Source organism: Xanthomonas arboricola, assembly GCF_002940665.1.
Lineage (GTDB): Bacteria > Pseudomonadota > Gammaproteobacteria > Xanthomonadales > Xanthomonadaceae > Xanthomonas > Xanthomonas arboricola_B.
The window spans coordinates 211,592-234,374 of the sequence record NZ_MIGY01000001.1; the positions used below are offsets into that span (position 1 = coordinate 211,592).

Below are 22,783 nucleotides of genomic sequence, written 5' to 3' on the forward strand. Positions count from 1 at the left end.
TGTAGACGCTGCCGCCGTGCAGGCCGGGTCAGCGTGGACGCCGACGGACCGACCGCGGCAGCGTTCTGCCACGGCCGTCGAAAAACCCAGGCAAATGCCGCCGTCGACTGGCGTACAGCAATGCAGCGCTACTGCACGCCCAAGCCGGGAATCGCGCTGATCGCCGCCGGATCGAACCCGGCCAGCTGGGCGAAATGGCGGCCGCGCGCAACATAGTCGCTATACGCGCCGAAGCTGGGTGCGCCCGGCGACAGCAGCACCACGCCGCCCTGCTCGCCCAGCGCCTCGCGCGCCAGCTGCATTGCGCGTTCCAGGTCGTCGGCGGCATGCAGACCGAAGCGACCGCGCTCGGCCAGCGGAGCCAGCAACGCGTGGATACGCGGCCCGTTCGCGCCCATGGTGACGATTTCCAGCGGCGCCTGCTGCGCCATCTGCGCGGCAAAATCCTGCCAGTCCAGCCCGCGATCGTGGCCACCGACCAGCAAGGCCACGCGGCGTTGCGCAAAGCAGGCCAGCGCCGCCAGTGAGGCGTGCGGGGTGGTGCTGATGGAGTCGTTGACGTAGCTGATGCCGTCCACGCTGCCGAGCAGCTGCAGGCGGTTCGGCAACGGGCGGAAGCTCGCTGCGGCCGGCGCCAGCGCCGCAGCGTCCAGCCCCAGGGCTTCCAGCGCTGCCAGCACCGCGCACAGGTTGCGCCGATTGTGTTCGCCGGGCAGCGGCACGTTGGCGGTGTCGAACACCGGCTGCTCGCCGCGATACACCACATCGCCGCGCAGATGCCAGCCATCGGGATGGTTGAACCAACGCACCTCGCTGTCCGGCAACTGCAACTGGGTCAGATGCGGATCGGCGGCATTGAGCAAGGCGATGCGCGGGCGGCCTTCGGTGACCAGCGCCAGCTTGTCGCGCACGTAGCGCGCCTGGTCGCCATGCCAGTCCAGATGCTCGGGAAACAGGTTCAGCACCAGCGCCAATTGCGGACGTGCGCCGCTGCGCCCCACTTCACCGGTCTGATAACTGGACAGCTCGATCGCCCAATAGCTCGGCGGCGGTTGCGGCGCCAGCACTTCCAGCAAGGGTTGGCCGATATTGCCGACCAGGGCGGTGCGATGGCCGGCCGCACGCAACAGATGCGCCAGCAGCGCGGTGGTGGTGCTCTTGCCCTTGGTGCCGGTGACGCAGATGGCGCCAGGCACAGAGCCGTCAGGCTGCGCCTGCTCGGCAAACCACAACGCGGTGCCGCCGATGAATTGCGTGCCGTGCTCGGTTGCAGCGGTGTGCGTCTCGGGACGATACGGGCTGATGCCGGGCGATTTCACCACCACCTCGAACCGGCCCAGCGCCTGCGCGCTGGCATCGGTTTCCACATGCAATGCAGCATCGGCCAGCGTCTCGAGCTCGCGTGCTTCCTCGGCGTTGCAGAACACCGTCAGCGATTGGCTAGGCAACCGGGCACGCAACGCGCGATACGCCGCGCGCCCTTCGCGCCCCCAGCCCCATAACGCGACCGCCTTGCCCTCAAGCTGCGAAATTCGCACGCACGCGCTCCCACAGCGCCGACGGAATCCGGTGCTCGCCGTCGATCGCCAGCAACGGCTCCAGCTGCAGCGCCTGCTGGTCCAGCTGCGGCTGGATCTCGCGGATGAAACGCAGCACCAGCGCGTCTTCCTTCCATTCGGCACGGCTGGCCAGCACCGCCATCGCCGCGCGCGATTCGCGGCCTTCGCCGACGCATTCGAACGGCTTGTGGTCCTGGAATTCCAGCAGCGCATCGTAGCCGCCGGCCTGGGTTGCATCGTCGAGCAGATTGCGCCCGAAGATCTTGACCAGCCGCGTCTTGGGCATGAACGGCGCCAATGCCAGGAACACGAAATGGCACTTCGGGCACACGCCACACCAGCGATGCACCGGGCGCTCGCCCATGATGTGGAAGTTGCGGTTGCAGCTGGAAAAATGCGCGTCGTAGTGATCGGTCTTGGCGAACTGGCGCGCCACCGCCAGCTCCGACAATGGCCGCAGCAACGAGTAGTACCGCAGGTCGCCCGCCACATGCCGCTGCACGTAATCGCCGAACGCCTGCTCGAACGCCCAGCCCTTGGACCACTGGTGATTGACCTCGCCGGTGCCGGGAATCTGGCTGCCGTAACTGGCCGAACGCTCGTTGGAAAACACTACCTGGTCCACACCATTGAGCAAGGCCGACAACACCAGGATGGCCGAGTTCACCGCAGTGACCGGGATATGCCCGTTCCAGGCGCCCTGGCGATTGAGCTCGAACAATTCCGGCGCCAGCACGCGGCCGATATTGAGCACCGGCAAACCGGTGCGCTCGGCGCAGGCCCGGATCAGCTGCGAGCCGCCGATCCAGCTGACGGTCTGGTCGATGCCGGCATGCCGCAGCGCTTCGATACTGACCAGCGAATCCTTGCCGCCACCGATCGCAACCAAGGCGTGCTCGCGCAGGCCCAGCGCGGGCGCAGCGCCAGCAGCCGGTGCAGCCACCGGGAAGTGGATCTTGCCGTGCAGGTTCAAGCCATTGCGATAGGCGAACTCGCCCAGGCCGTGCAGGTAGACGTTTTCCACCAGCGCAGCGGTATCGGCATCGATGCTGTAGCTGTCGATGGCGATGGTCGGCGGCACTGCGGCCTTGTAGTAACTCACGCCCGCGATGAGATGCAGCAACTGCAAGGCCTGTTGCACGGCAGCGGCCTGCGCGCCGTCCAGCGCGAACGGTGCGCCCGGCACCGCGACGGTCTCGACCAGCTCCGGCCCTTGATCGAAGGCATACACCAGCGTCGCCACGCCGGTGTGCGCGTCCAGTGCGCAACGCACGAAACGGAAGGTGGAGATCTGGTGTTTGTCGAAAGCGCTCATGGACTACCTGCAGGAACACGTACGCGACGCAGATAACGCCGGCACAGGACATATTCAATCATGGAAAACGGCACCGCAGCCCACAGCAGCGGCAGGCAACCGAACAGCACCGCCAGCAACAGCACATCCAGACGTGCAGCCGTGGTATCGCCAGACACCGCAAAGGCGACGGCGAGATACAGCGCCACCACCGGCACATAACTCAGCGCGCTCAACAGCACCGTGCGCACCGCCATCCCGCCACTGCGACGCGACGGACCCCGCGCATCGCGCCCACGTTGCCAACGCCCGGCCAACCATGCGCCGATACCGGCAGCGACCAGTGCGGGCAGCAGCCATTTGAAGGTGTCGCTCCACGGCATGCCCAGGCTCAGTTGCTGCAGCGCGGTGGCGAACACGATCGCAGCACCACCGGCCAGCATACTGAGTGCAATGAACTCAGCCTGCGGGCGCATCGATCACCTCTTCGCGCGGCAATTCGCGCTGGTTGTAAGTGCTGGCCATCGAGTAACCGTAGGCACCGGCATCGGCCAGCAGCATCACATCGCCCGGCGCGGTGGCGGCAGGCAGACGACGGCGCTTGCCGAACACGTCGGACGATTCGCAGATCGGCCCGACGATATCGAAGCTGCCATCGGCCGGCGCGCCGAGCTGGCTGAGATTTTCGATGTCGTGCCAGGCGTCGTACAACGCGGGCCGGATCAGCGTGTTCATGCCCGCATCCAGGCCTACGCGCTGCACGCCGTCCTTCTCGATCACCTGGGTCACCTGCGCCAGCAGCACGCCGGCTTCGGCCACCAGGTAACGGCCCGGCTCGATTGCCAGTCGATAGCCCGGATGCACCGCCTTGACCTCGGCCAGGCCCTTGGCCCACAGCTCCAGATCGAACGGCTCGTCCTCGGCACTGTAGGGAATCGGCAGGCCGCCACCGATATCGATGGTCTCCACCGTGCCGATGCGGCGCGCGAAGCCTGCCAGTTCGTCGTACATCATCCGCCAGTGTTCGCCGGTCTCCACGCCGCTGCCCAGGTGCGCATGCACGCCGGTGATGGTGACCTCCAGCGTGCGCGCCACGTCCACGAACTCGTCCACGCGCGTGGACGACAAGCCGAACTTGGACGCCTTGCCGCCGGTGTTGACCTTCTCGTGATGCCCGTCGCCATGCCCCAGGTCGATGCGCAGCCACACGTTGCGGCCGCGGAACACCTCTGGCCAGCGCCGCAATGCTTCGACGTTGTCCACGGTGACGGTCACGCCCAGCGCAAATCCCGCTTCGTACTCGGCCCTGGGCGCAAAACTCGGGGTGAACAGCACGCGCCGCGGCGACAGCTCGGGCAAGGTATCGAACACGCGGCGCAGCTCGCCGTGCGAGACGCATTCCAGGCCAAAACCGGCCTGTTCCAGCGCCATCAGGATCGCCGGATGCGCATTGGCCTTGATCGCGTAATAGCGCTGATCCACCGCCGCGATCTGCGCCAGCGCCTGCGCACGCGCACGCACCGTGGGCAGGTGATAGACGTAACGCGGCGTACCGGCCTTGGACAGTGTCAGCAGATGGGTGCGCTCGGCGTGCCACCACGGCGTGGGCCGCGGGCGCACCGAGCCGATGATCTGCCGCCAGCGCGGCCCGAACACCTCGCCCTCGCTCACCGGCATCGCACCGCTGTCGATCAGTTCTGCATGCAGGATCGGCAGCAGGCCATCGGCATCGGCTTCGTCGATGACGAAGGTCAGATTCAGGTCGTTGGACGACTGCGAGATCATGTGCACGCGTTCCTGCCCGAACGTGGCCCACACGTCGGAGAGCTTGTGCAGCAGCGAGCGCATGCCGCGCCCCACCAGGGTGATCGCCGCACACGGCACGATGATCTTGACCTTGCAGATCTGCGACAGATCGGCCGACAACGCCGCCAGCACATCGGTGTTGACCAGGTTCTCGGACGGGTCCAGCGACACGGTGACATTGGTCTCGGCCGAACCGATCAGGTCCACCGACAGGCCATGCTTCTTGAACAGGGTAAACACATCGGCCAGGAAGCCCACCTGCTGCCACATGCCGATGCCTTCCATCGATACCAGCACGATGCCGTTGCGCCGGCTGATTGCCTTGACGCCCGGCACCGGCTCGGCATTGCCGTCGATGCTGGTGCCCGGCAGATCGGGGCGCTCGGTATCCAGGATCGCCATCGGCACGCCGGAATCGCGGCATGGCTTGATCGAGCGCGGATGCAGCACCTTGGCACCGGTGGTGGCGATTTCCTGCGCCTCGTAATAGTCCAGGCGGGTCAGCAGCCGTGCGTCCGGTACCTCCTTGGGATTGGCGCTGAACATGCCGGGCACATCGGTCCAGATTTCCACCCGGCTGGCGCCGAGCAGCGCACCGAAATACGCCGCCGAGGTATCCGAACCGCCACGCCCCAGGATCGCGGTGCCGCCATCGGCGTGCCGCGAAATGAAGCCCTGGGTGATCAACAGGCGCGTGGGCTGCGTATCGAAACGCGCGCGCCAGTCGGCATCGGACTGCCACTGGCAGGACACCGACAAGCGCTTGGACCACTCGCTCTGATTGGGCTGCGGCGGCAGCGCCGACAGCCACTGGCGCGCATCCAGCCAGCCCATGTCCAGGCCGCTGGCATGCAGATACGCCGCACCGATGGTGGAAGACAGCAATTCGCCCTGCCCCAGCACCTCGGCCTGCCAGTCCAGCGTGCGCGTTGCCGCGCGCGTATCGCCGATCAATGCATGCAGGGCGGCCAGGCGCTCGCCCAGCACCGCATCGGCATCCAGTTCCAGCTCGGCCAGGAACTGGCGATGACGCTGCTCCAGCGCCGCAACGCGCTGCGCGCTGTCGGCAGCGCCATCGGCGATCGCGGTGAGTTCGTTGGTCACGCCCGACAGCGCGGACACCACCACCAGCACGCGGCCGCCGGTCTCGTTGGCCCGTTTGCTCGCCAGTTTTCCAATCGTGTCCCAGCGATGACGACGCGACACCGAGGTGCCGCCGAACTTGAGGACGATCCAACGATCGGTAGAGTGGGGAGCTGACATTGAGATAGGCGTTTAGGATGAGGGGGAAGACGCCCGGTACGCCGGGCGGAACCTCCGATTCTACTGCCAATGTCGCCTGCATGACCCCGTGTGCGGTCGCAGCCTGCCGGCGGCCACTGCCATCACCGCAACGGTTTGCGCTGCAACCATCGACGCGCCTTCCATCGACCGAGATCCATGCCCCATGAGCAAGCACCGCTACCTGCAACTGGATGTGTTCGGCGGCCAGCATGGCCGCGGCAATCCGCTGGGCGTGGTCCTCAACGCGCAGACGTTGTCGTCGGAGCAGATGCAGCAGATTGCCGCCTGGCTGAACCTGTCGGAGACGATCTTTTTCCTGCCGGTCAGCGCACCCGATGCGGACTACCACATCCGTATCTTCACGCCACGCGCCGAGCTGCCGTTTGCAGGCCATCCCAGCGTCGGCGCTGCGTGGGCGGCGGCGACGCACGGGCTGGTTGCGTTCAAGCCGGACGGCCGGATGCGCCAGCAATGCGCGGCGGGCGTATTGCCGGTGCAGGTGCTCGACCGACATGGCGCCTCGCTGGTGCGGCTGCGGGCACCGCATGCGCGCGCGATCGAGACCGGTCAGACGCATGCTGCGGCGTTGCACGATGCCTGCGCTGGCCTGCGCCTGGCCGCACGCCCGGCCGCACTATGGAACAACGGCCCCGGTTGGTGGCTGCTGGAACTGGCCGACGCGCAGGCGGTACGCCAGGCGGCGCCCGATCTGGCTGCGATCAGCCGCCTGACCCAGGCCAGCGCGGCCACCGGCCTGGCCATCTACGCGCCGCAGGCCAGTAGCGACGCGGACCTGGTGGTGCGCGCCTTCTGCCCCGGCGACGGCATCCCGGAAGATCCGGTCACCGGCAGTGCCAACGCCTGCATTGCCGCGCGCCTGCACGGCGAAGGCCGCGTGCCGGGCGAGGCGTTGCGCTACGTCGCCAGCCAGGGCCGCGAGGTCGGCCGCGACGGCCGTGTGCACGTGGAGGTGGATCACGAAGGCGAAGTCTGGATCGGCGGAACGACCAGGCAAGTGATCGAAGGCCGTATCGATTGGTAAGCTGCCGCGCCCTGTTCGCGGAGCCGCCGCCATGACCACCCGCCGTTTCCTGCAACTGGATGTGTTCTCCGCCCGCCCCGGCAGCGGCAACCCGCTGGCGGTGGTGCTCGATGCCGAAGGCCTGGACGATGCGGCGATGCAGGCCATCGCACGCTGGACCAAGCTGCCGGAAACCACCTTCGTGTTTGCGGCGCCGGATGCGCACTGCAGCTATCGGCTGCGGATGTTTTCGCCGCAAAAGGAAGTGCCGTTTGCCGGCCACCCCAGCGTCGGCACCGCACACGCGGTACTGGAAGCCGGCCTGGCCGCACCCGACGACGGCGTGTTGATCCAGGACGGTATCGCCGGCCAGCTGCCGCTGCGCGTGGAGCAGACCGCAGGCCACCGCAGCATCGCCATCCGCACCCCGCGCGCGCGCGTGGCCGAGCAGGTGGAGGCCGACGACCCGCGCCTGCGCGATGCGGTGCGCGGCTGGCCACTCGGCAGCTTGCCGCCCGCCTTGATGGACGGCGGCCGCACCTGGTGGGTGGTGGAGCTGGCAAGCGAAGCGGCGCTGCGCGGCCTGCAGCCGGACTGGGACGCGATCGCCGCGCTGGCCGAATCCACCGGCAGCATGGGCGTGTTCGCCTATGCGCGCGCCGCAGCGCCCGGCGCCTACGATCTGGCGGTGCGCGCCTTCGTCGGCAATGGCCGGCGCTTCGAAGATGCCGCCTCCGGCGCGGCCAATGCGGTGCTCGCCGCCTGGCTGGACAGCCGCCAGGCATTGCCGGGCAAGGAACGTCGCTACGTGGTCAGCCAGGGCCGCGAGATCGGCTTTGACGCCTTGCTGGAATTGCGCATCGACGCCAATGGCGATGTGTGGTCTGGCGGCCAGGTGCAGACGGTGATCCGCGGCACGCTGGATTGGGCGTGATCGCGCCTGATCCGGCAGGCTGAAAAGCGCGTGCGTCGGAACAAAAAACGCTGCGATCACCCGCAGCGTTTTCGTCATTCAATGGGCCGATATCGATCGCCTGACCGCGGCACACGACACCGCACCGGTCAGTCGGGACGCACGTCCACGCGTACCCGGATACGGTCGCCCGGGTTGTAGTCGCTACGCGTATGATAGGTGCGGCCCGCGTATTCGTACGTCACGTCGTAGCCGTCGACACGGTCGCGTTCGCGGCGGTAGGACACCGGCTCGCAGACGCTGACATTGCCCTGGTAGTTGCGATTATTGGCTTCGTAGATCGAGCGACCTGCCGCGACGCCGGCCATGGTGCCGACTGCCGTGCCGACCAGACGGCCATTGCCGCCACCGACCTGGCTACCAAGCACCGCACCGGCGATACCACCGATCACGCTGGCCACACCACGATTGGACACGCCGGCCTGGCCATAGCTGCCGCCGTCGCGGTAATAGCCGTCGTTACTGGTGTAGTAACCGTCGGCCGGGCGGTTGTAGCAGCGTTCGCTGCTGCGCTCGCCATACGAATCGGTCACGATGATCGGGTCCACGCGCACCACTCGCGCATATTCGTAACGACCGTCCTCATAGCTGCCACGTCCGTCGTAGCCGCTGTCATAGCGCTGCGCCGTTGCATTGCCTGCAACTGCCACACCCATCACCAGAGCACCAAGCACAAGAGTTTTCATTGCGGCAGCTTCTACAGGGGAGGACACGCTGCCGATGCTCGACCTGCGCCAGTGAAACCGCCCTGAACCGAACCGACCTCGCAAAGCCCTATTCAGGTCGCCGCCAGCTGCGTGCGCCGGTAGTTATCGCCAACGCACGCAAGTGGGATCACGCCTGGCTGGAAAACTCGGTTTCCAGACTGATCGGCACGGCGCTCAGCGCCTTGGACACCGGGCAGTTCTTCTTCGCGATGTCGGCCAGTTCGCGGAACTTGGCTTCTTCGATACCCGGCACCACGGCCTTGAGCTTGAGGCGGATCTGCGACAGCTGCGGGCCGCCTTCCATCGACAGATCCACGTCTGCACGGGTATCCAGCGAGGTCGGCGGAAAACCGGCTTCGCTCAGCTGCGCCGACAGCGCCATGGTGAAGCAGCCAGCGTGCGCGGCGGCGATCAGTTCTTCCGGGTTGGTGCCCTTCTCGTCGCCGAAGCGGCTATTGAAGGCATAGCGGGTCTTGTCCATCAAGCCGCTTTGCGGCGTGCTGAGCTGGCCTTTGCCGGTCTTGAGGTCGCCTTCCCAGTGAGCGGTGGCGTGACGTGAAATACCCATTGCGATCTCCTGCGATGAAAGGAGGCGTCACGATAGGCGACTGGATGTTACGGCGTGGTGCCTGGATCGGGAATCGGGAATCGGGAATCGGGAATCGGGAATCGTAGGAGCAGGCCGCGCGCGGGTTCTGATGGCAAGGCGTTGGGATGTGCGCGCGAAGACGCGCACCTGGCGCGACCGCGACCGCATTGCGGGTGCGCGGCCGCGTTGCTGGGTTCGCTCAACCCAGCAGGGTTTCCAGTACGGCCATGCGCACCGCCACGCCGTTGGCGACCTGGCGCAGCACGCATGATTGCGCGCCGTCGGCGACTTCGTCGGTGATTTCCACGCCACGGTTGATCGGGCCAGGATGCAGCACGGCGGCGTCGCGGCCGGCACGTGCCAGGCGCTCGCGGGTGAGTCCGTAGTCGCTGTGGTACTGCTCCAGCGACGGCACCAGGCCTTCTTCCATGCGCTCGCGCTGCAGGCGCAGCATCATCAAGGCATCGGCCCCTTCCAGCATGGCGTCGAAGTCCTGGCCGACCACGCAGCCATTCAGCATGTCGTCGTCGGGCAGCAGGCTGGCCGGGCCGCAGACGCGGATCTCGCCGGCGCCCAGCGTGCGCAGTGCATGCAGGTCCGAGCGCGCAACGCGCGAATGCTTCACGTCACCGACAATCACCACCTTGAGCTTGGAAAAATCGGTGCCCTTGGCCTGGCGCAGGGTGAGCATGTCGAGCAGGCCCTGGGTGGGATGCGCGCTGCGTCCGTCACCGGCGTTGATCAAGGCGGTGCCCTCGCCTGCAGCCGCGGCCAGCGCTTCCACCGCACCATCGTCGGGATGGCGCACCACAAAGCCGCGTACGCCCATCGCCTCGAGATTTTTCAACGTGTCGCGCGCAGTTTCGCCCTTGCGGGTGGACGAGGTGGAGGCATCGAAATTGAGCACGTCCGCGCCGAGTCGCTGTGCAGCCAGATGAAACGAGCTGCGCGTGCGCGTGGACGGTTCGAAGAACAGCGTGCACACCGCCGTGCCGGCAAGCACGCTGCGCTTGCCCACGCGCCCCACCGCCGCGTCGCGGATCTGGCCGGCACGATCGAGCAGCTGCAGCAGCGTGGCGCGCGGCAGTCCTTCCAGGGTGAGCAGGTGGCGCAGGCGTCCGTCCGAATCGAGTTGCATGGTGGTCATCGCAGGTCGGGAGTGTTAGGGAAGAAGAGTGGCTTGGTCGGGCGCGGCCAACCAGCGTTCGACGATCACCGCGGCCGCCATCGCGTCCAGCGCCTCGGCATCGCGGCGGCGCTTGCGCCCGTCGGCGCGCTCGCGCGCGAAACGCTGCGCGGCTTCGACCGAACTGGAGCGCTCGTCGATCAGCACCACCGGCAGCGCGTAGCGCTCGCGCAGTTGGCGGGCGAAGGCATGCGCGCGCTTGCGTGCGGGTTGGTCCTTGTCGTCCAGGGTCAGCGGGTCGCCGACCACCAGACCGTCGGGACGCCATTGCTTATGCACACGATCCAGCGCGACCCAGTCCGGGCCGTTGGTATGTACATGGATGACGGCCACCGCACGCGCGCCGGCACCGAGCGCGGTGCCGACGGCCACGCCGATGCGGCGCGATCCCACGTCGAAGCCCAGCACCGTGCCATCCGGGCGGAAAGCGCCCGCCTCAGGCATGCCCGGAATAGTCCGTGAGCCGGAACAGATCCACACCGATGCGCCCGGCGGCGGTCTGCCAGCGATCTTCCAGCGCGGTGGCGAACAACACATTGGCATCCGACGGCGCGGTCAGCCAGCTGTTCTCGCCCAGTTCGAATTCCAGTTGACCCGCGCCCCAACCGGCACAGCCCAGCGCCACCAGCGCATTGCGCGGGCCTTCGCCAGCCGCCATGGCTTCGAGAATGTCGCGCGAGGTGGTCAGGTAGACGCCCTGCCCCACTTCCAGGCTGGAATCCCAGTCGCGCGCATCGTCGTGGATGACGAAACCGCGTTCCGGGTGCACCGGCCCGCCGCTGAGCACGACCTGCTCGCGCAGGTGCTCGTCGACGGTGTCGATGCCCATTTGCGACAGGACCTCGCCCAGTGTGTATTCGGAGGGCCGGTTGACCAGCACGCCCATGGCGCCGTTCTCGTCGTGCTGGCAGATCAGCGCGACACTGCGCGAAAAGGTGGGGTCGGACAGCGCCGGAAGCGCGATCAGCAGTTGGTTGGCCAGAGGCGTGGGCAAAACAGACATGGCCGCATTCTAGCCGTTCGCTTCGCCGCGCGCAGAGCCGCTGCCATACTTGCTGCATGCGGGCGGCACCGGACCGGCGATGCTGCCGATGGACAGCGACCTCCCAGAGGCCACCGATGGCACCCGGCAGGCAAGGCCGGCCCATTCAGATTGCCGGCGGCTGCGCAGCGCGAACATGCAGGCTGCGCTGTGCCGCGATCGATCTGTTTCCGTGAATGCAGTCGATCCGTGCACCCACGCGTCGCTGTTCGGTCGCTATCGTTGGGCATTGGATTCCCTGCCATCGCGCACGGGTCCACCGACACCTGCTCCACCCACAACAGGCATCTCATGAGCGGCTACTGCAGCATCGCCCCGGGCCACCCGGTCCACGGGCACTATCACGACCACGAATACGGCTTTCCACAGCGTGAGGAGCGCGAGCTGTTCGAGCGCCTGGTGCTGGAGATCAATCAGGCCGGCCTGAGCTGGGAAACCATCCTGCGCAAGCGCAGCAACTTCCAGCGCGCCTATGACGGCTTCGATGTGGACACGGTGGCGGCCTATGGCGAGAGCGACATTGCACGGCTGCTCGGCGACGCCGGCATCATCCGCAACCGGCTGAAGGTGCTGGCGGCCATCCACAATGCGCAGGTCGTCCGGCAGCTGCGCGCCTCGCACGGCAGTTTCGCGCAATGGCTGGACGCACAGCATCCGCTCGACAAAGCGGCCTGGGTCAAGCTGTTCAAGAAGACCTTCCGCTTCACCGGCGGCGAAATCACCGGCGAATTCCTGATGAGCCTGGGCTACCTGCCCGGTGCGCACCATGCCGATTGCCCGGTATTTGCACGCATCCAGGCGTTGTCGCCGCCGTGGGTGCAAGACGGCAATCAGACACCCATGTAACGATGCGGCCGGTGATTGAACATCAGCACCAGGCTGAGCATCAGCGCACCCAGCGCCGAGTACAGCACCTTGTCCGGGGTGAGGATGCTGAAGGCGACCAGCATCAGCATCGCATCGAAACTCATCTGCACCTTGCCGGCGCTCCAGCCGCGCTCGCGCTGCAGGTACACCGCCAGGATGCCGATGCCGCCCAGGCTGCCGCGGTGGCGGATGAAGAACAGGATGCCCAGGCCCGCCAGCGCGCCGCCGACGATTGCCGAAAACAGCGTGCTGATGTGCGCGTAGTCGGCCCAGCGCGGTAGCAGGTCGGTGAGCGCACCGCAGGCGCCCACTGCGGCAAAGGTCTTCAAGGTGAATTCCCAGCCCATGCGGCGCACGCTCAGCCAATAGAACGGCAGGTTGACCAGCACGAACACCAGGCCGAAATTCCAGTGCAATGCGTAATGCAGCAGGAACGCCACGCCGGCCATGCCGCCGATCATCAGGCCGCCCTTGGCGAAGATCGCCAGGCCCAGCGACGCCACCAGCGTCGCCAGCACCATGCCCTGCACGTCCTCGGCCACCGAGTGGTGAAACGCATGATCGTCGGCCGCAGTGCCGGCCGAATCCGGTGGCGGCGTCAACGGACCGGAAGTCATCACTGTGCCGTCGTCGGGCAACGGCTGCTGCTCCGGACGGAGATCGGAATCGGGAAGGCTCACGGACTGGGCACTGCGGTGGGGTGCGGATATTAGACACTATCGGCGCACCTGGTTACATCTGAAACATCACGCCATTCGCGCGTTGCGACGCCGCGCGTTCATCGAGCGCAGCGGCGTCCACCGCCGCATCGCGCAGGACACAGCTGCACGCAGGGCGCTGCATTGAATCCGGCGCAGGCCGTCCCGTTCGCATGCACCCCCGGCCATCCGTCACCGCGTGCCACGCGCCTGCAGGCGCTCAGCGAACCTCGGCGATCTCCACGCCATCCAGGCCCTGCGCCAGGGTCTTGGCGTCGCCGCCCTGCGAGAGCTTGATGCGCAGGCGCACCTCGTTCTGCGAGTCGGCGTAGCGCAGCGCGTCTTCGTAGCTGATCTCGCCGGCCTGGTACAGCTCGAACAGGCTCTGGTCGAAGGTGCGCATGCCCAGGTTGGTGGACTCCTTCATGATCTCCTTGAGCTTGTGGATCTCGCCGTCGCGGATGTAATCCTGCACCAGCGGTGTACCCAGCATGATCTCCATCGCCACGCGACGGCCGCGGCCATCCGGGGTGGGGATCAACTGCTGCGCGACCACGCCCTTGAGATTGAGCGACAGATCCATCAACAGCTGGTTGCGCCGGTCTTCCGGGAAGAAGTTGATGATGCGGTCCATCGCCTGGTTGGCGTTGTTGGCGTGCAGGGTGCACAGCACCAGATGGCCGGTTTCGGCGAAGGCCACGGCGTGTTCCATGCCTTCTCGGGTGCGCACCTCGCCGATCATGATCACGTCCGGCGCCTGGCGCAGTGTGTTTTTCAGCGCGTTTTCCCAGCTATCGGTATCGATGCCGACTTCGCGCTGGGTGATGATGCAGCCCTCGTGCTTGTGCACGAATTCGATCGGGTCTTCGATGGTGATGATGTGCCCGGTGGAATTCTGGTTGCGGTAACCGATCATCGCCGCCAGCGAGGTGGACTTGCCGGTCCCGGTGGCGCCGACAAAGATGATGATGCCGCGCTTGGTCATCGCCAGCGTCTTGATCACCGGCGGCAGGCTCAATTCTTCCACCGTGGGAATGCGCGTTTCGATCCGGCGCAGCACCATGCCGACTTGGTTGCGCTGGTAGAAGCAGCTCACGCGAAAGCGCCCGACCCCGGACACGCCGATGGCGAAATTGCACTCGTGGGTCTTTTCGAACTCTTCGCGCTGCGACGGCGTCATCACGTTCAGCACCAGGTCGCGACTCTGTTGCGCGGTCAGCGGCGTCTGGGTGATCGGACTGATCTTGCCATGCACCTTGATCGCCGGCGGCATCCCCGAGGTGATGAACAGATCCGACGCCTTCTGGTGCGCCATCAGCTTGAGGAAGGAGGTGAAGTCGATGGTGCTCATGGCGTGCTCCTCGGGAGCAGGGATTCGGGATGGGAGATTCGGGATTCGCAAGAGCGGGGTCCGGTCCGGGAAATCGCCGTTGCGAATCCCCAATCCCGAACCCCGAATCCCGGCTACTCGAATATCCGCTTGTCCTTGGCGTACTCGCGGGCCTGGTTGCGCGTGATCAGGCTGCGCTTGACCAGGTCCTGCAGATGCTGGTCGAGCGTCTGCATGCCGTACTGCTGACCGGTCTGGATCGAGGAATACATCTGCGCCACCTTGTCCTCGCGGATCAGGTTACGGATGGCCGGGGTGCCGACCATGATTTCCCAGGCCGCGGTGCGTCCGCCGCCGACCTTCTTCAGCAGCGCCTGCGAAATCACCGCACGCAAAGATTCGGACAGCATCGAGCGCACCATCGGCTTTTCGCCGGCCGGGAACACGTCGATGATGCGGTCGATGGTCTTGGCGGCCGAGCTGGTGTGCAGGGTGCCGAACACCAGGTGGCCGGTTTCCGCAGCGGTCAACGCCAGGCGGATGGTTTCCAGATCGCGCAATTCGCCGACCAGGATGATGTCCGGGTCTTCGCGCAGCGCCGAGCGCAGTGCCTCGTTGAAGCCGTGCGTATCGCGGTGCACTTCGCGCTGATTGATCAGGCACTTCTGCGAGGTATGCACGAATTCGATCGGATCCTCGACAGTGAGGATGTGGCCGTATTCGTTCTTGTTGATGTAGTCGATCATGCCGGCGAGCGTGGTCGACTTTCCCGAGCCGGTCGGGCCGGTCACCAGGATCAAGCCCTGCGGCTGGTCGATCAACTGGCGAAAGATCGGCGGGCAGCCCAGGTCTTCCAGCGTCAGCACTTCGGAAGGAATGGTACGGAACACCGCACCGGCGCCGCGGTTCTGGTTGAACGCATTGACGCGGAAGCGCGCCAGCGACGGAATCTCGAACGAGAAGTCGACCTCGAGAAATTCCTCGTAATCGCGACGCTGCTTGTCCGACATGATGTCGTAGACCAGCGCGTGTACCTGCTTGTGGTCCAGGGCCGGAATATTGATCCGACGGACATCGCCATCGACACGGATCATCGGCGGCAAGCCGGCCGACAGATGCAGGTCCGATGCCTTGTTCTTGACAGAAAACGCCAATAGTTCAGCGATATCCATGCGCTGCTTTTCCCCTAGGCTGCGATTGGAAGGTACTCCCCAAGCGGCAGTATAGCGTTCTGGCTGCTGGCGGGAAGCGGCGCGCGGCCGGTTCAGGCCGGCATCGTCGCGCGGGCCTGAAGGCGTTGGTCTGGAGCCGCGGCGCGGGCACGGCCGATGCCTGGGCAGCTCCGGCATCGGCCGCCAGCTCGCCTCGCTGTGGGCCGGCCCGGCGCGTCCATGGGCCATGGCCGCGTCATTGGCCGGCCCGGTTCGGCGACCCGGCTGGAAGGACGCAGCCGGGGGCGGCACTATAGCGTTCCTTCCCACCTGGATTGCCACGTGCCGGCTTCGTCGCTGCAGCAGATTCTCGATGCCATCCACGCCGCCGCGACTCCACACGCGCGCACCGATGTGCGCCTGCTGGCGGTGTCCAAGACCCGACCGGCGGACGCGGTTGCCGCGCTGGCGGCGCAGGGCCAGCGCGCATTCGGCGAAAACTACGTGCAGGAAGCGCAAACAAAGATCGCCCAACTGCAGATGCTGGGACTGGAGTGGCATCTGATCGGCCACCTGCAATCCAACAAGGCCGAACTGGCCAGCCAGTGGTTCGACTGGGTGCAGACCGTGGACCGCGCCAAGCTGATCGCGCCGCTGGTCAACCACCGCCCGGCCGATCGCACCCCGTTGAATGTGCTGATCCAGGTCAATATCGACGACGAGGACAGCAAGCACGGTTGCGCGCCGGAAGCGGTCGACGGGCTGGCCGCGGCCATCGCGCTACAGCCGCGGCTGCAATTGCGCGGCCTGATGGCGATTCCCGCGCCATTCCCCGAGCAGGCGCGCCGCATGGCGGCGTTCACCCGCATGCAGGCACTGTTCGAAGAGCTCAAGCGCCGCTACCCGCAGGTGGATACCTTGTCGATGGGCATGAGCTCGGATTTTGCCGAAGCGATTGCGGCCGGCGCGACCATGGTGCGGGTCGGGACTGCGTTGTTCGGCGAACGCGGCTCGTCGGCTACTGCAGCGTCCTGACCGTTTTTCCCGATCAGCCTCGCCCAGCACGCTGTGTCCTCTTACTTAAGGTGTCGCAATGACTCTGCCCTCCTCGCCCTCGCCTTCTGCCGCTGCGCTTACCGCATTCGTCGGCGGCGGCAACATGGCGCGCAGCCTGATTGCCGGGCTGATCCGGCAAGGCGTGCCCGCGGCCAGCATCCGCGTCGCCGAGCCGGTGGCCGACCTGCGCGATGCGCTGTCGCGCGACTTCGGCGTACATGTTGTGGAGCAGGCGCGCAGCGCCGTGGACGGCGCAGCCCTCTGGGTGCTGGCGGTCAAGCCGCAGGTGCTGCCAGGGGTATGCGCGCAGCTGGCCGATCTTGCGCAGGCGCAGCAGCCGCTGCTGCTGTCCATTGCCGCCGGCATCACCGCTCCGCAGCTGGATCGCTGGTCCGGCGGCGACCTTGCGGTGGTGCGCGCAATGCCCAATACGCCCGCCCTGCTCGGCGCCGGCGTGACCGGGTTGTACGCCAATCCACGCGTGTCCGAGGCGCAACGCGCGCAGGCGGCCGGCTTGCTGGAGAGCGCCGGTGTCACCGTCTGGATCGACGACGAGGCGCAGATGGACGCGGTGACCGCGGTGTCCGGCAGTGGGCCGGCCTATCTCTTTCTGCTGGCCGAAGCGATGGAGGCCGCCGCGCAGGCACAAGGCCTGCCGGCCGAGACCGCACGCACGCTGGTGCTGCAGACCCTGCTCGGCGCCTCGCGCATGCTGACCGAATCGGGAGAAGCACCGGCACTGCTCCGCCGCCGGGTGACTTCGCCCAACGGCACCACGCAGGCGGCAATCGAGACATTTCAGGCCGGCCAGTTCGAAGCGCTCACCGCCAGGGCGATTGCCGCAGCGACCGAGCGCGGCCGCAGCCTCTCGGCGGCCAATGACTAGGCCGCCTGTGACCGGGCATCATCCGGATTAGGAATGTTCCGCAGCGGCCGGCCGGGTCGCGCGCAGGACAGCCACGGCAATTGCGCAGTGGAACCGTCACGCAACGCAGCGCACCGGCCCTTGTCGGGTGTGGAAAAATCCGGCGCACGCTGCCGGCGCCCACGGCAGCAGCGGCGCGAACGCAGCGGATTGGCTGATCAGAACAAGGCCTCAGGAACGTGCGCCAGCAGTTGGCGACGCAAACCTGTCCTGCACCGCACGGCCACGCGACGCTTGATCGCGGCAGCGAACGCCACCGGCGGCAGCACACTTTGGCCAACGCTCGGCGCCCAGCACGCGGCGAAAACGCCCAGATGCCTGCGCGCAAACGATCTGCTGCTATGCGTCAGACACCGCGTCTGCCTGCGCATCGCAGCCGCGTCGACAGCGCTTTCGCCGAGGTTTTCTGCCACCGGTGAACGAATCCCCGTCAAAAGACGCTTTTTTTCCGTCGTTTCATCGTTTCCCTATTGGCGGCGCGCAGCAGTTGCCCTACATTTCGCGTTGCCGACTGGGTCGGCAGACCCAACACCACCAACGATCACGGAACACATAACTCATGGCAAAAACCGCCGCTAAGAAGGCTGCCCCCAAGAAGGCAGTGAAAAAGGTCGCCGCGACCAAGACCGCAAAGCCGGCCAAGGCCGCTGCTGCCAAGTCCGCTGCGCCGAAGCCGATCAAGGAAGCGCTGAGCAAGACCGGCCTGGTCGCGCACATTGCCGAATCCACCCAGCTGGCTCCGAAGGACGTCCGCGCCGTTCTGGCTACGCTGGAATCGGCCGCACATTCGTCGCTGAGCAAGAAGGGCGCCGGTTCGTTCACCCTGCCGGGCATGCTGAAGCTGACCAGCGTCCATGTGCCGGCCAAGCCGAAGCGCAAGGGCATCAACCCGTTCACCAAGGAAGAGCAGACCTTCGCGGCCAAGCCGGCCAGCTTCAAGGTCAAGGCTCGCCTGCTGAAGAAACTGAAGGACGCCGCGCTCTAATCGAGCACGCCTCCGGTGTCACGAAGGCGGCCTGCGGGCCGTCTTTTTTTTGAGCGTGCAGGACCGCCCGCGGCACTCCCCACATGCCGCTCATCGCCGCTTGCCTACCCTGCACGCTGATTTGCAACGCAGCAGGTGCATGTGACCGGCCCATCGTCTCCTGGCCCATCCACACCGCCGTCATCGGCAACCCGTAGCCCTGCACGCCGCGTGCGCCGGCTGCTGGTGTCGATCGCGCTGCTGTGCGCCCTGGGTGTCGCCGCGCCTTGGGCATGGCAGTTGCCGGTTGCCGAACAACTGCGCACCAGCTGGGAGCTGTCGCGCATGTCGCCACCGGTGCAGTTGTTGGTCCCGGTTCAAGGCGTGCAGGCGCGCCGCATTGCCGACACCTTCGGCGCACCGCGCGGCCGCGACCGACGTCATGCCGGCGTGGATATCTTCGCCCCGCGTGGCACAACGGTGCTGTCCGCGACGCGCGGAGTGGTCAGCGCCATCCGCGATCAAGGCCTGGGCGGCAAACAGGTCTGGGTGCTCGGGCCGGCAATGGAACGCCATTACTACGCGCACCTGGACGATTGGGCCGCGGGCCTGGCTGTTGGCGATATCGTCGAGCCCGGCACACCGCTTGGCATGGTCGGCACCACCGGCAACGCGCGCGGCACCCCGCCGCATCTGCACTATGGTGTCTACGGGCGCAACGGTGCGTACGATCCGCTGCCGTTGCTACGCAAACCCGTGCCACAGCCGGCACAGTGAGCATGCTGGAACACTGCGTCATGGCCTGAGCTATCGAGGCCGTTGCCGGCTACGCCTATGGTGGAGGCAGCCCAAGGAACGCCCCCCTCCATGTCCCGAAGACGCTATCGCATTACGGTCACGCCCATCGAGAGCGATGGCCGCCCCTGCAGCGATCGCTGCACCATCGAATTCGAACAGCGCTCGCGGGCCGACTGGATGCGGCTGCTCGAGGAGCTGCACCTGCGACGCGATCTGAGCAGCGACGAATGCGCGGCGCTGACGGTCGGCTCGCAGCTGCTGGAAGACCTGGCCGCCCGCCCGCGCGCGCAGCCAAGCGATGCACTGGAGGCCTTGCGGCCAAAACTGCAGTTGCTGCTGGAGCGCCTGCAACGTGTGCAGCCGGCCGCCGGCACCTGAGACCGGCATCGCAGCGATCGCTACACTGCGTGCATCTGGGGACGAGAGATGCGCCATGCGAGGGTTGGGGATCGTCATGCTTGCAGCGGCAATCGCAGGTTGCAGTTGTCATCGCAGCGCAGACCAAGAAACCGACAACGCGGCAGCGTCCTCGCACGTTGTCGCGGCGACGCAAACGCCGGGCGTCGGCTCGGGGGGCAATGCGCGCCCAACACCGCCAGGCGACGCCAGGCCCGACGATGCCGTCGCGCGCGCCAACTTCGCTAAAGCAAGCGCAACCGTGCGCCGGTACCTGGGGGCGTTGCCAGGTACGGCGCGTGGCGATGCCGACGCCCTGTGGAGCGGCGGTCGCCCTGCGCCGGTGCCTGACGATGCAGCGCTGCGCGGCATCGGCAATATCCAGTCGATGCGCATCAACAACGACCCGCCGGTCGCACTGGATCAGGAACGGCCCTCGCGCCGGATCGAAGTGCCGGTGCAGCTGATCGTGCGTACCGACACCGGCACCCAACGTCTGGTCGGCGCCTATCGGCTGCAGCCGCGCAACGGCAGCGACGACTGGGAGATCTACTCGGCCACCCTGCACCCGGTATTGCGCTAACCCACGGTTCACCGGCACTGACTAAGGTGATGTCACCTGTTGCCGGAGTCACCCGATGAAACTGCGTTCGCTTGCCGGATCCATGCTTGCCCTCGCTCTGGCGATACCGACGACCGGCGCGTGGGCGACGCCGCAGATCCAGGGACACCAGATCAGCGTACAGGGCAGCGACCTGCAGCAATTCCTGGGCGGTCGCTTCCCGCAGACACACGATGCGCTGGGCGGCCTGGTCGAGATGACGGTCAGCAATCCGGCGCTGTCGCTTCCGCCGGGCGACCGGCTCAAGATGGCATTCGACCTGGCGCTCGCCACCGCCGGCGGCGCGCCCGCGCCGGTCGGCAATGTGACCTTGACCAGCGCACTGCGCTACGACACGGCCAAGCAGGGCTTTTATCTCGATCAACCCACCATCGACGATTTCCGCCCGGCCAACGCTGGCGCAAAACTCGACCACAGCACCCGCGAGTTGCTCAATGCCTGGCTGGCCGATTACGCGCGCAAGGAGCCGATCTATCGCATCGATCCGGCCATCGCGGCGGTGATGGGGAATGTGCAGGTGGAGTCGGTGGGTATCCACGACGGCCGCGTCGCGGTGAATTTCAACCAGAACATCGAGCAACTGGTGCCGGCCGCTGCATTGTCCGGGAAATAGGCTGACGCGCTAGTTGCAATGCAGGACCGAAGCGCGCCGTCATGCCGTTGCGCCAACCTGCGCGAACGGCCATTCGGTCAATACAAAGGCCCGGCGTCATGACGTCAGGCCTTTGTCTTGATACTTCCAACATTGCAACGAACCGGTCAGGCCACCAGGGCCTTGGCCACTGCAGCGGTGAAGGCCGGGATGTCGTCGGGCTTGCGACTGGTGATCAGCGCCCCGTCGACAACCACCTCCGCATCCTGCCAGCGTGCGCCGGCATTGCGCAGATCGGTCTTGACCGACGACCACGAGGTCACATCGCGGTCGCGAACCAGATCGCTTTCCACCAGCAGCCACGGGCCGTGGCAGATCGCGGCAACCAGCTTGTCGGCACTGGCAAAGGACTGGATGAACGCAATCGCCTTGGCGTCGCCGCGCAAGGTGTCGGGGTTGAGCACGCCGCCGGGCAGCACCAGCGCATCGTAGGTGTCGACCTTGGCCTGATCCAGGCTCTGGTCCACCGGCACCGAATCGCCCCAGTCGGTCTTGTTCCAGGCGCGAATCTGCGCAGCGTCGCCGGGCGCAATCACATCGACCTTGGCGCCCCAGGATTCCAGCAGGCGCTTGGGCTCAATGAGTTCGGATTGTTCGAAGCCATCGGTGGCCAGCACTGCGATGGTCTTGCCGGAGAGCGAATACGACATGCGGGAATTTCTCATTGAAAAGAAGCCCGCACGCTAGGCATGCACCTGTTGCGCATGAGTGAATCGATGTGTGCGCCGCGTCAGTGCGGCAGCCGGATGCGGATGCTCAGCGCTTGGGCTGCAGCATCGTGCCGGTGCAGTTCTTCGACCCGCAGCGGCACGCCCAGATCTTCTTCAAGCGCGGCGTATGCCGCTCGGCCAGGGTGATGCCGTAATTGTAGGTGAGTTCCTCGCCGGCCTTGATCGCGCGCTTGGCCTCGATGAAGATCTTGTCCTTGCTGCGGTCCTCGCCTTCGGCCTCTTCGATCACCGCTTCGCAGTTGGGATTGCAGCTGTGGTTGATCCAGCGCGCGACGTTGCCTTCGTAATTGGCATCCAGCACGTAGTCGTCGCTGAGCGTGAACAGGAAGGTGTGGCCGCTCTCCACATCGCCGGTGTCATCGGCATCCACTTCCGCGTGCGTGCGCAGGCGCCCCTTGTACTGGATGATGCGCTCGCCTTTGCGGAGCGCGGCGAGGGCGAACATGCCATTGCCGTGGATACGTGACTTGCGGGCGGCAACTTTGCGCGACATGAAGGGGTCCAGTGATGGGGCCGCTCATTGTGACTGCAGCGCGACGATGCGCCAAGCACAAGCGCACCAGAAACCGCAACGGCTACTGCTTGCCGGCGGCTGAACCGGGCAGGTGGCCCTGCTCCGGCTGAAAGCGTACAATTTCGGTCCGCTTTAGGATTTATCGCCTTCCTCATGTTGCGCGTCACCAAACTCACCGATTACGCCACTGTCGTGTTGACCGTCTTGGCAGCGCGCTGCGGTCAGGTGCTCAGCGCCAGCGAACTTGCCGAGCAGGCCGGCCTGGAAGCGCCGACCGTGAGCAAGATCCTCAAGCCGCTGTCGCAAGCGGGCCTGGTCGAAGGGCTGCGCGGCGTGCACGGTGGCTACCGGCTGGCGCGCGCGGCCAGCGAGATCACGCTGGTGGAAATCGTCGAGGCGATGGAAGGCCCGCTGGCGATCACCGAATGCAGCCAGGACCACAGCCAGTGCGGCATCGCGCAGACATGCGGCGTGCGCTCCAACTGGCGCCTGATCAACGACGTGGTCGGCGATGCATTGCGTCGTGTCACGCTCGCACAGATGTTGCAGCCCCTCTCTCTCCCTGGCGACGGCCGTCGGCGTTCCATCGCCGCACGCGTCGCGACCACCTGACCCTGT

Annotated in this window: 25 protein-coding genes; 11 read left to right on the plus strand and 14 right to left on the minus strand. The window is 66.3% G+C overall.

Features of this window, described 5'->3' with window-relative positions; translation table 11 throughout:
• Nucleotides 1–128: 128 nt before the first annotated feature.
• The 4 genes from murD to XarjCFBP7645_RS01015 are packed head-to-tail and all read right to left on the minus strand — an operon-like array spanning nt 129 to nt 5,922.
• Nucleotides 129–1,538 carry a UDP-N-acetylmuramoyl-L-alanine--D-glutamate ligase gene (gene murD / locus XarjCFBP7645_RS01000; protein WP_104535911.1) on the minus strand — a complete coding sequence of 470 codons (1,410 nt, stop codon included), beginning with the start codon at nt 1,536–1,538 and terminating at the stop codon, nt 129–131.
• Nucleotides 1,519–2,874, minus strand: coding sequence for a UDP-N-acetyl-alpha-D-muramoyl-L-alanyl-L-glutamate epimerase (murL, locus tag XarjCFBP7645_RS01005; protein WP_104535912.1), 1,356 nt, complete (start codon nt 2,872–2,874; stop codon nt 1,519–1,521). Before murL ends, murD begins: the two co-directional genes overlap by 20 nt.
• Nucleotides 2,871–3,329 carry a hypothetical protein gene (locus tag XarjCFBP7645_RS01010; protein WP_104535913.1) on the minus strand — a complete coding sequence of 153 codons (459 nt, stop codon included), beginning with the start codon at nt 3,327–3,329 and terminating at the stop codon, nt 2,871–2,873. The genes murL and XarjCFBP7645_RS01010 overlap by 4 nt, the downstream gene beginning before the upstream one ends.
• Nucleotides 3,313–5,922 carry a bifunctional aspartate kinase/diaminopimelate decarboxylase gene (locus XarjCFBP7645_RS01015; protein ID WP_104535914.1) on the minus strand — a complete coding sequence of 870 codons (2,610 nt, stop codon included), beginning with the start codon at nt 5,920–5,922 and terminating at the stop codon, nt 3,313–3,315. The genes XarjCFBP7645_RS01010 and XarjCFBP7645_RS01015 overlap by 17 nt, the downstream gene beginning before the upstream one ends.
• A 184-nt stretch (nt 5,923–6,106) precedes the next feature.
• On the opposite strand from XarjCFBP7645_RS01015, the gene XarjCFBP7645_RS01020 reads away from it, so the two are divergent.
• The gene (locus XarjCFBP7645_RS01020; RefSeq protein ID WP_047126900.1) at nt 6,107–6,985 is read left to right on the plus strand and encodes a PhzF family phenazine biosynthesis protein; all 879 of its coding nucleotides are present in this window, start codon (nt 6,107–6,109) and stop codon (nt 6,983–6,985) included.
• A 31-nt stretch (nt 6,986–7,016) separates the two neighbouring features.
• On the plus strand, nt 7,017–7,898 hold the full coding sequence (locus XarjCFBP7645_RS01025; protein WP_104535915.1) for a PhzF family phenazine biosynthesis protein: 882 nt from the start codon (nt 7,017–7,019) through the stop codon (nt 7,896–7,898).
• Between the two features lie 128 nt (nt 7,899–8,026).
• Here XarjCFBP7645_RS01025 and XarjCFBP7645_RS01030 read toward each other — a convergent pair whose 3' ends face one another.
• The 5 genes from XarjCFBP7645_RS01030 to XarjCFBP7645_RS01055 form a co-directional block, all read right to left on the minus strand.
• A complete protein-coding gene (locus XarjCFBP7645_RS01030; RefSeq protein WP_047126902.1) occupies nt 8,027–8,623 on the minus strand; it encodes a glycine zipper 2TM domain-containing protein in 597 nt (198 codons plus the stop codon).
• Nucleotides 8,624–8,771: 148 nt separating this feature from the next.
• Nucleotides 8,772–9,212, minus strand: a complete 441-nt coding sequence (locus XarjCFBP7645_RS01035; RefSeq protein ID WP_047126903.1) for an OsmC family protein — start codon at nt 9,210–9,212, stop codon at nt 8,772–8,774.
• Between the two features lie 220 nt (nt 9,213–9,432).
• Nucleotides 9,433–10,380, minus strand: a complete 948-nt coding sequence (locus XarjCFBP7645_RS01045; RefSeq protein ID WP_047126904.1) for an aspartate carbamoyltransferase catalytic subunit — start codon at nt 10,378–10,380, stop codon at nt 9,433–9,435.
• Between the two features lie 15 nt (nt 10,381–10,395).
• Nucleotides 10,396–10,863 carry a Holliday junction resolvase RuvX gene (gene ruvX, locus XarjCFBP7645_RS01050; protein WP_047126905.1) on the minus strand — a complete coding sequence of 156 codons (468 nt, stop codon included), beginning with the start codon at nt 10,861–10,863 and terminating at the stop codon, nt 10,396–10,398.
• On the minus strand, nt 10,856–11,422 hold the full coding sequence (locus XarjCFBP7645_RS01055) for a YqgE/AlgH family protein (RefSeq protein ID WP_047126906.1): 567 nt from the start codon (nt 11,420–11,422) through the stop codon (nt 10,856–10,858). The genes ruvX and XarjCFBP7645_RS01055 overlap by 8 nt, the downstream gene beginning before the upstream one ends.
• Before the next feature lie 330 nt (nt 11,423–11,752).
• Here XarjCFBP7645_RS01055 and XarjCFBP7645_RS01060 point away from each other — a divergent pair, with 330 nt between their 5' ends.
• Nucleotides 11,753–12,307 (plus strand): DNA-3-methyladenine glycosylase I, encoded by a 555-nt coding sequence (locus XarjCFBP7645_RS01060; protein ID WP_047126907.1) that lies wholly within the window; start codon nt 11,753–11,755, stop codon nt 12,305–12,307.
• On the opposite strand, the gene XarjCFBP7645_RS01065 is transcribed toward XarjCFBP7645_RS01060, so the two are convergent.
• From XarjCFBP7645_RS01065 to XarjCFBP7645_RS01075, 3 genes are all read right to left on the minus strand, one after another.
• Nucleotides 12,292–12,966, minus strand: a complete 675-nt coding sequence (locus XarjCFBP7645_RS01065; protein ID WP_047126908.1) for a YitT family protein — start codon at nt 12,964–12,966, stop codon at nt 12,292–12,294. The two genes, XarjCFBP7645_RS01060 and XarjCFBP7645_RS01065, sit on opposite strands and share 16 nt — an antisense overlap.
• A 280-nt stretch (nt 12,967–13,246) precedes the next feature.
• The gene (locus tag XarjCFBP7645_RS01070) at nt 13,247–14,377 is read right to left on the minus strand and encodes a PilT/PilU family type 4a pilus ATPase (protein ID WP_047126909.1); all 1,131 of its coding nucleotides are present in this window, start codon (nt 14,375–14,377) and stop codon (nt 13,247–13,249) included.
• Nucleotides 14,378–14,490: 113 nt separating this feature from the next.
• Nucleotides 14,491–15,528, minus strand: coding sequence for a type IV pilus twitching motility protein PilT (locus XarjCFBP7645_RS01075; protein ID WP_003489919.1), 1,038 nt, complete (start codon nt 15,526–15,528; stop codon nt 14,491–14,493).
• Nucleotides 15,529–15,849: 321 nt separating this feature from the next.
• Here XarjCFBP7645_RS01075 and XarjCFBP7645_RS01080 point away from each other — a divergent pair, with 321 nt between their 5' ends.
• The 7 genes from XarjCFBP7645_RS01080 to XarjCFBP7645_RS01110 all read left to right on the plus strand — a co-directional run bounded on the left by XarjCFBP7645_RS01080 (nt 15,850) and on the right by XarjCFBP7645_RS01110 (nt 20,881).
• Nucleotides 15,850–16,542 (plus strand): YggS family pyridoxal phosphate-dependent enzyme, encoded by a 693-nt coding sequence (locus tag XarjCFBP7645_RS01080; protein ID WP_047126910.1) that lies wholly within the window; start codon nt 15,850–15,852, stop codon nt 16,540–16,542.
• Nucleotides 16,543–16,600: 58 nt separating this feature from the next.
• Nucleotides 16,601–17,449, plus strand: coding sequence for a pyrroline-5-carboxylate reductase (gene proC, locus XarjCFBP7645_RS01085; RefSeq protein ID WP_047126911.1), 849 nt, complete (start codon nt 16,601–16,603; stop codon nt 17,447–17,449).
• Nucleotides 17,450–18,047: 598 nt separating this feature from the next.
• The gene (locus XarjCFBP7645_RS01090; protein WP_026064288.1) at nt 18,048–18,473 is read left to right on the plus strand and encodes an HU family DNA-binding protein; all 426 of its coding nucleotides are present in this window, start codon (nt 18,048–18,050) and stop codon (nt 18,471–18,473) included.
• 135 nt (nt 18,474–18,608) lie between these two features.
• Nucleotides 18,609–19,229 carry a M23 family metallopeptidase gene (locus XarjCFBP7645_RS01095; RefSeq protein WP_104535916.1) on the plus strand — a complete coding sequence of 207 codons (621 nt, stop codon included), beginning with the start codon at nt 18,609–18,611 and terminating at the stop codon, nt 19,227–19,229.
• 90 nt (nt 19,230–19,319) lie between these two features.
• The gene (locus XarjCFBP7645_RS01100; protein WP_166774432.1) at nt 19,320–19,628 is read left to right on the plus strand and encodes a DUF3861 family protein; all 309 of its coding nucleotides are present in this window, start codon (nt 19,320–19,322) and stop codon (nt 19,626–19,628) included.
• A 280-nt stretch (nt 19,629–19,908) separates the two neighbouring features.
• Nucleotides 19,909–20,229: a hypothetical protein gene (locus XarjCFBP7645_RS01105; RefSeq protein ID WP_104535918.1), complete on the plus strand. Its 321-nt coding sequence runs from the start codon at nt 19,909–19,911 to the stop codon at nt 20,227–20,229.
• A 55-nt stretch (nt 20,230–20,284) separates the two neighbouring features.
• Nucleotides 20,285–20,881: a DUF1439 domain-containing protein gene (locus XarjCFBP7645_RS01110; protein WP_104535919.1), complete on the plus strand. Its 597-nt coding sequence runs from the start codon at nt 20,285–20,287 to the stop codon at nt 20,879–20,881.
• A gap of 146 nt (nt 20,882–21,027) precedes the next feature.
• Here the strand turns inward: XarjCFBP7645_RS01110 and XarjCFBP7645_RS01115 are convergent, their stop codons facing one another.
• Nucleotides 21,028–21,570, minus strand: a complete 543-nt coding sequence (locus tag XarjCFBP7645_RS01115) for a type 1 glutamine amidotransferase domain-containing protein (protein ID WP_104535920.1) — start codon at nt 21,568–21,570, stop codon at nt 21,028–21,030.
• Between the two features lie 106 nt (nt 21,571–21,676).
• Nucleotides 21,677–22,144, minus strand: a complete 468-nt coding sequence (locus tag XarjCFBP7645_RS01120; RefSeq protein ID WP_104535921.1) for an SET domain-containing protein — start codon at nt 22,142–22,144, stop codon at nt 21,677–21,679.
• Between the two features lie 174 nt (nt 22,145–22,318).
• Between XarjCFBP7645_RS01120 and XarjCFBP7645_RS01125 the strand changes: the two genes are divergently transcribed.
• The gene (locus XarjCFBP7645_RS01125) at nt 22,319–22,777 is read left to right on the plus strand and encodes an SUF system Fe-S cluster assembly regulator (protein ID WP_104535922.1); all 459 of its coding nucleotides are present in this window, start codon (nt 22,319–22,321) and stop codon (nt 22,775–22,777) included.
• Nucleotides 22,778–22,783: the final 6 nt, after the last annotated feature.

Excerpts from the sequence above, each read along its gene's own strand:
- murL (WP_104535912.1), bottom strand. The coding sequence starts at position 2,874 with ATGAGCGCTTTCGACAAACACCAGATCTCCACCTTCCGTTTCGTGCGT.
- XarjCFBP7645_RS01010 (WP_104535913.1), bottom strand. The coding sequence starts at position 3,329 with ATGCGCCCGCAGGCTGAGTTCATTGCACTCAGTATGCTGGCCGGTGGT.
- XarjCFBP7645_RS01015 (WP_104535914.1), bottom strand. The coding sequence starts at position 5,922 with ATGTCAGCTCCCCACTCTACCGATCGTTGGATCGTCCTCAAGTTCGGC.
- XarjCFBP7645_RS01020 (WP_047126900.1), top strand. The coding sequence starts at position 6,107 with ATGAGCAAGCACCGCTACCTGCAACTGGATGTGTTCGGCGGCCAGCAT.
- XarjCFBP7645_RS01025 (WP_104535915.1), top strand. The coding sequence starts at position 7,017 with ATGACCACCCGCCGTTTCCTGCAACTGGATGTGTTCTCCGCCCGCCCC.
- XarjCFBP7645_RS01030 (WP_047126902.1), bottom strand. The coding sequence starts at position 8,623 with ATGAAAACTCTTGTGCTTGGTGCTCTGGTGATGGGTGTGGCAGTTGCA.
- XarjCFBP7645_RS01035 (WP_047126903.1), bottom strand. The coding sequence starts at position 9,212 with ATGGGTATTTCACGTCACGCCACCGCTCACTGGGAAGGCGACCTCAAG.
- XarjCFBP7645_RS01045 (WP_047126904.1), bottom strand. The coding sequence starts at position 10,380 with ATGACCACCATGCAACTCGATTCGGACGGACGCCTGCGCCACCTGCTC.
- ruvX (WP_047126905.1), bottom strand. The coding sequence starts at position 10,863 with ATGCCTGAGGCGGGCGCTTTCCGCCCGGATGGCACGGTGCTGGGCTTC.
- XarjCFBP7645_RS01055 (WP_047126906.1), bottom strand. The coding sequence starts at position 11,422 with ATGTCTGTTTTGCCCACGCCTCTGGCCAACCAACTGCTGATCGCGCTT.
- XarjCFBP7645_RS01060 (WP_047126907.1), top strand. The coding sequence starts at position 11,753 with ATGAGCGGCTACTGCAGCATCGCCCCGGGCCACCCGGTCCACGGGCAC.
- XarjCFBP7645_RS01070 (WP_047126909.1), bottom strand. The coding sequence starts at position 14,377 with ATGAGCACCATCGACTTCACCTCCTTCCTCAAGCTGATGGCGCACCAG.
- XarjCFBP7645_RS01075 (WP_003489919.1), bottom strand. The coding sequence starts at position 15,528 with ATGGATATCGCTGAACTATTGGCGTTTTCTGTCAAGAACAAGGCATCG.
- proC (WP_047126911.1), top strand. The coding sequence starts at position 16,601 with ATGACTCTGCCCTCCTCGCCCTCGCCTTCTGCCGCTGCGCTTACCGCA.
- XarjCFBP7645_RS01090 (WP_026064288.1), top strand. The coding sequence starts at position 18,048 with ATGGCAAAAACCGCCGCTAAGAAGGCTGCCCCCAAGAAGGCAGTGAAA.
- XarjCFBP7645_RS01100 (WP_166774432.1), top strand. The coding sequence starts at position 19,320 with ATGTCCCGAAGACGCTATCGCATTACGGTCACGCCCATCGAGAGCGAT.
- XarjCFBP7645_RS01110 (WP_104535919.1), top strand. The coding sequence starts at position 20,285 with ATGAAACTGCGTTCGCTTGCCGGATCCATGCTTGCCCTCGCTCTGGCG.
- XarjCFBP7645_RS01115 (WP_104535920.1), bottom strand. The coding sequence starts at position 21,570 with ATGTCGTATTCGCTCTCCGGCAAGACCATCGCAGTGCTGGCCACCGAT.
- XarjCFBP7645_RS01120 (WP_104535921.1), bottom strand. The coding sequence starts at position 22,144 with ATGTCGCGCAAAGTTGCCGCCCGCAAGTCACGTATCCACGGCAATGGC.
- XarjCFBP7645_RS01125 (WP_104535922.1), top strand. The coding sequence starts at position 22,319 with ATGTTGCGCGTCACCAAACTCACCGATTACGCCACTGTCGTGTTGACC.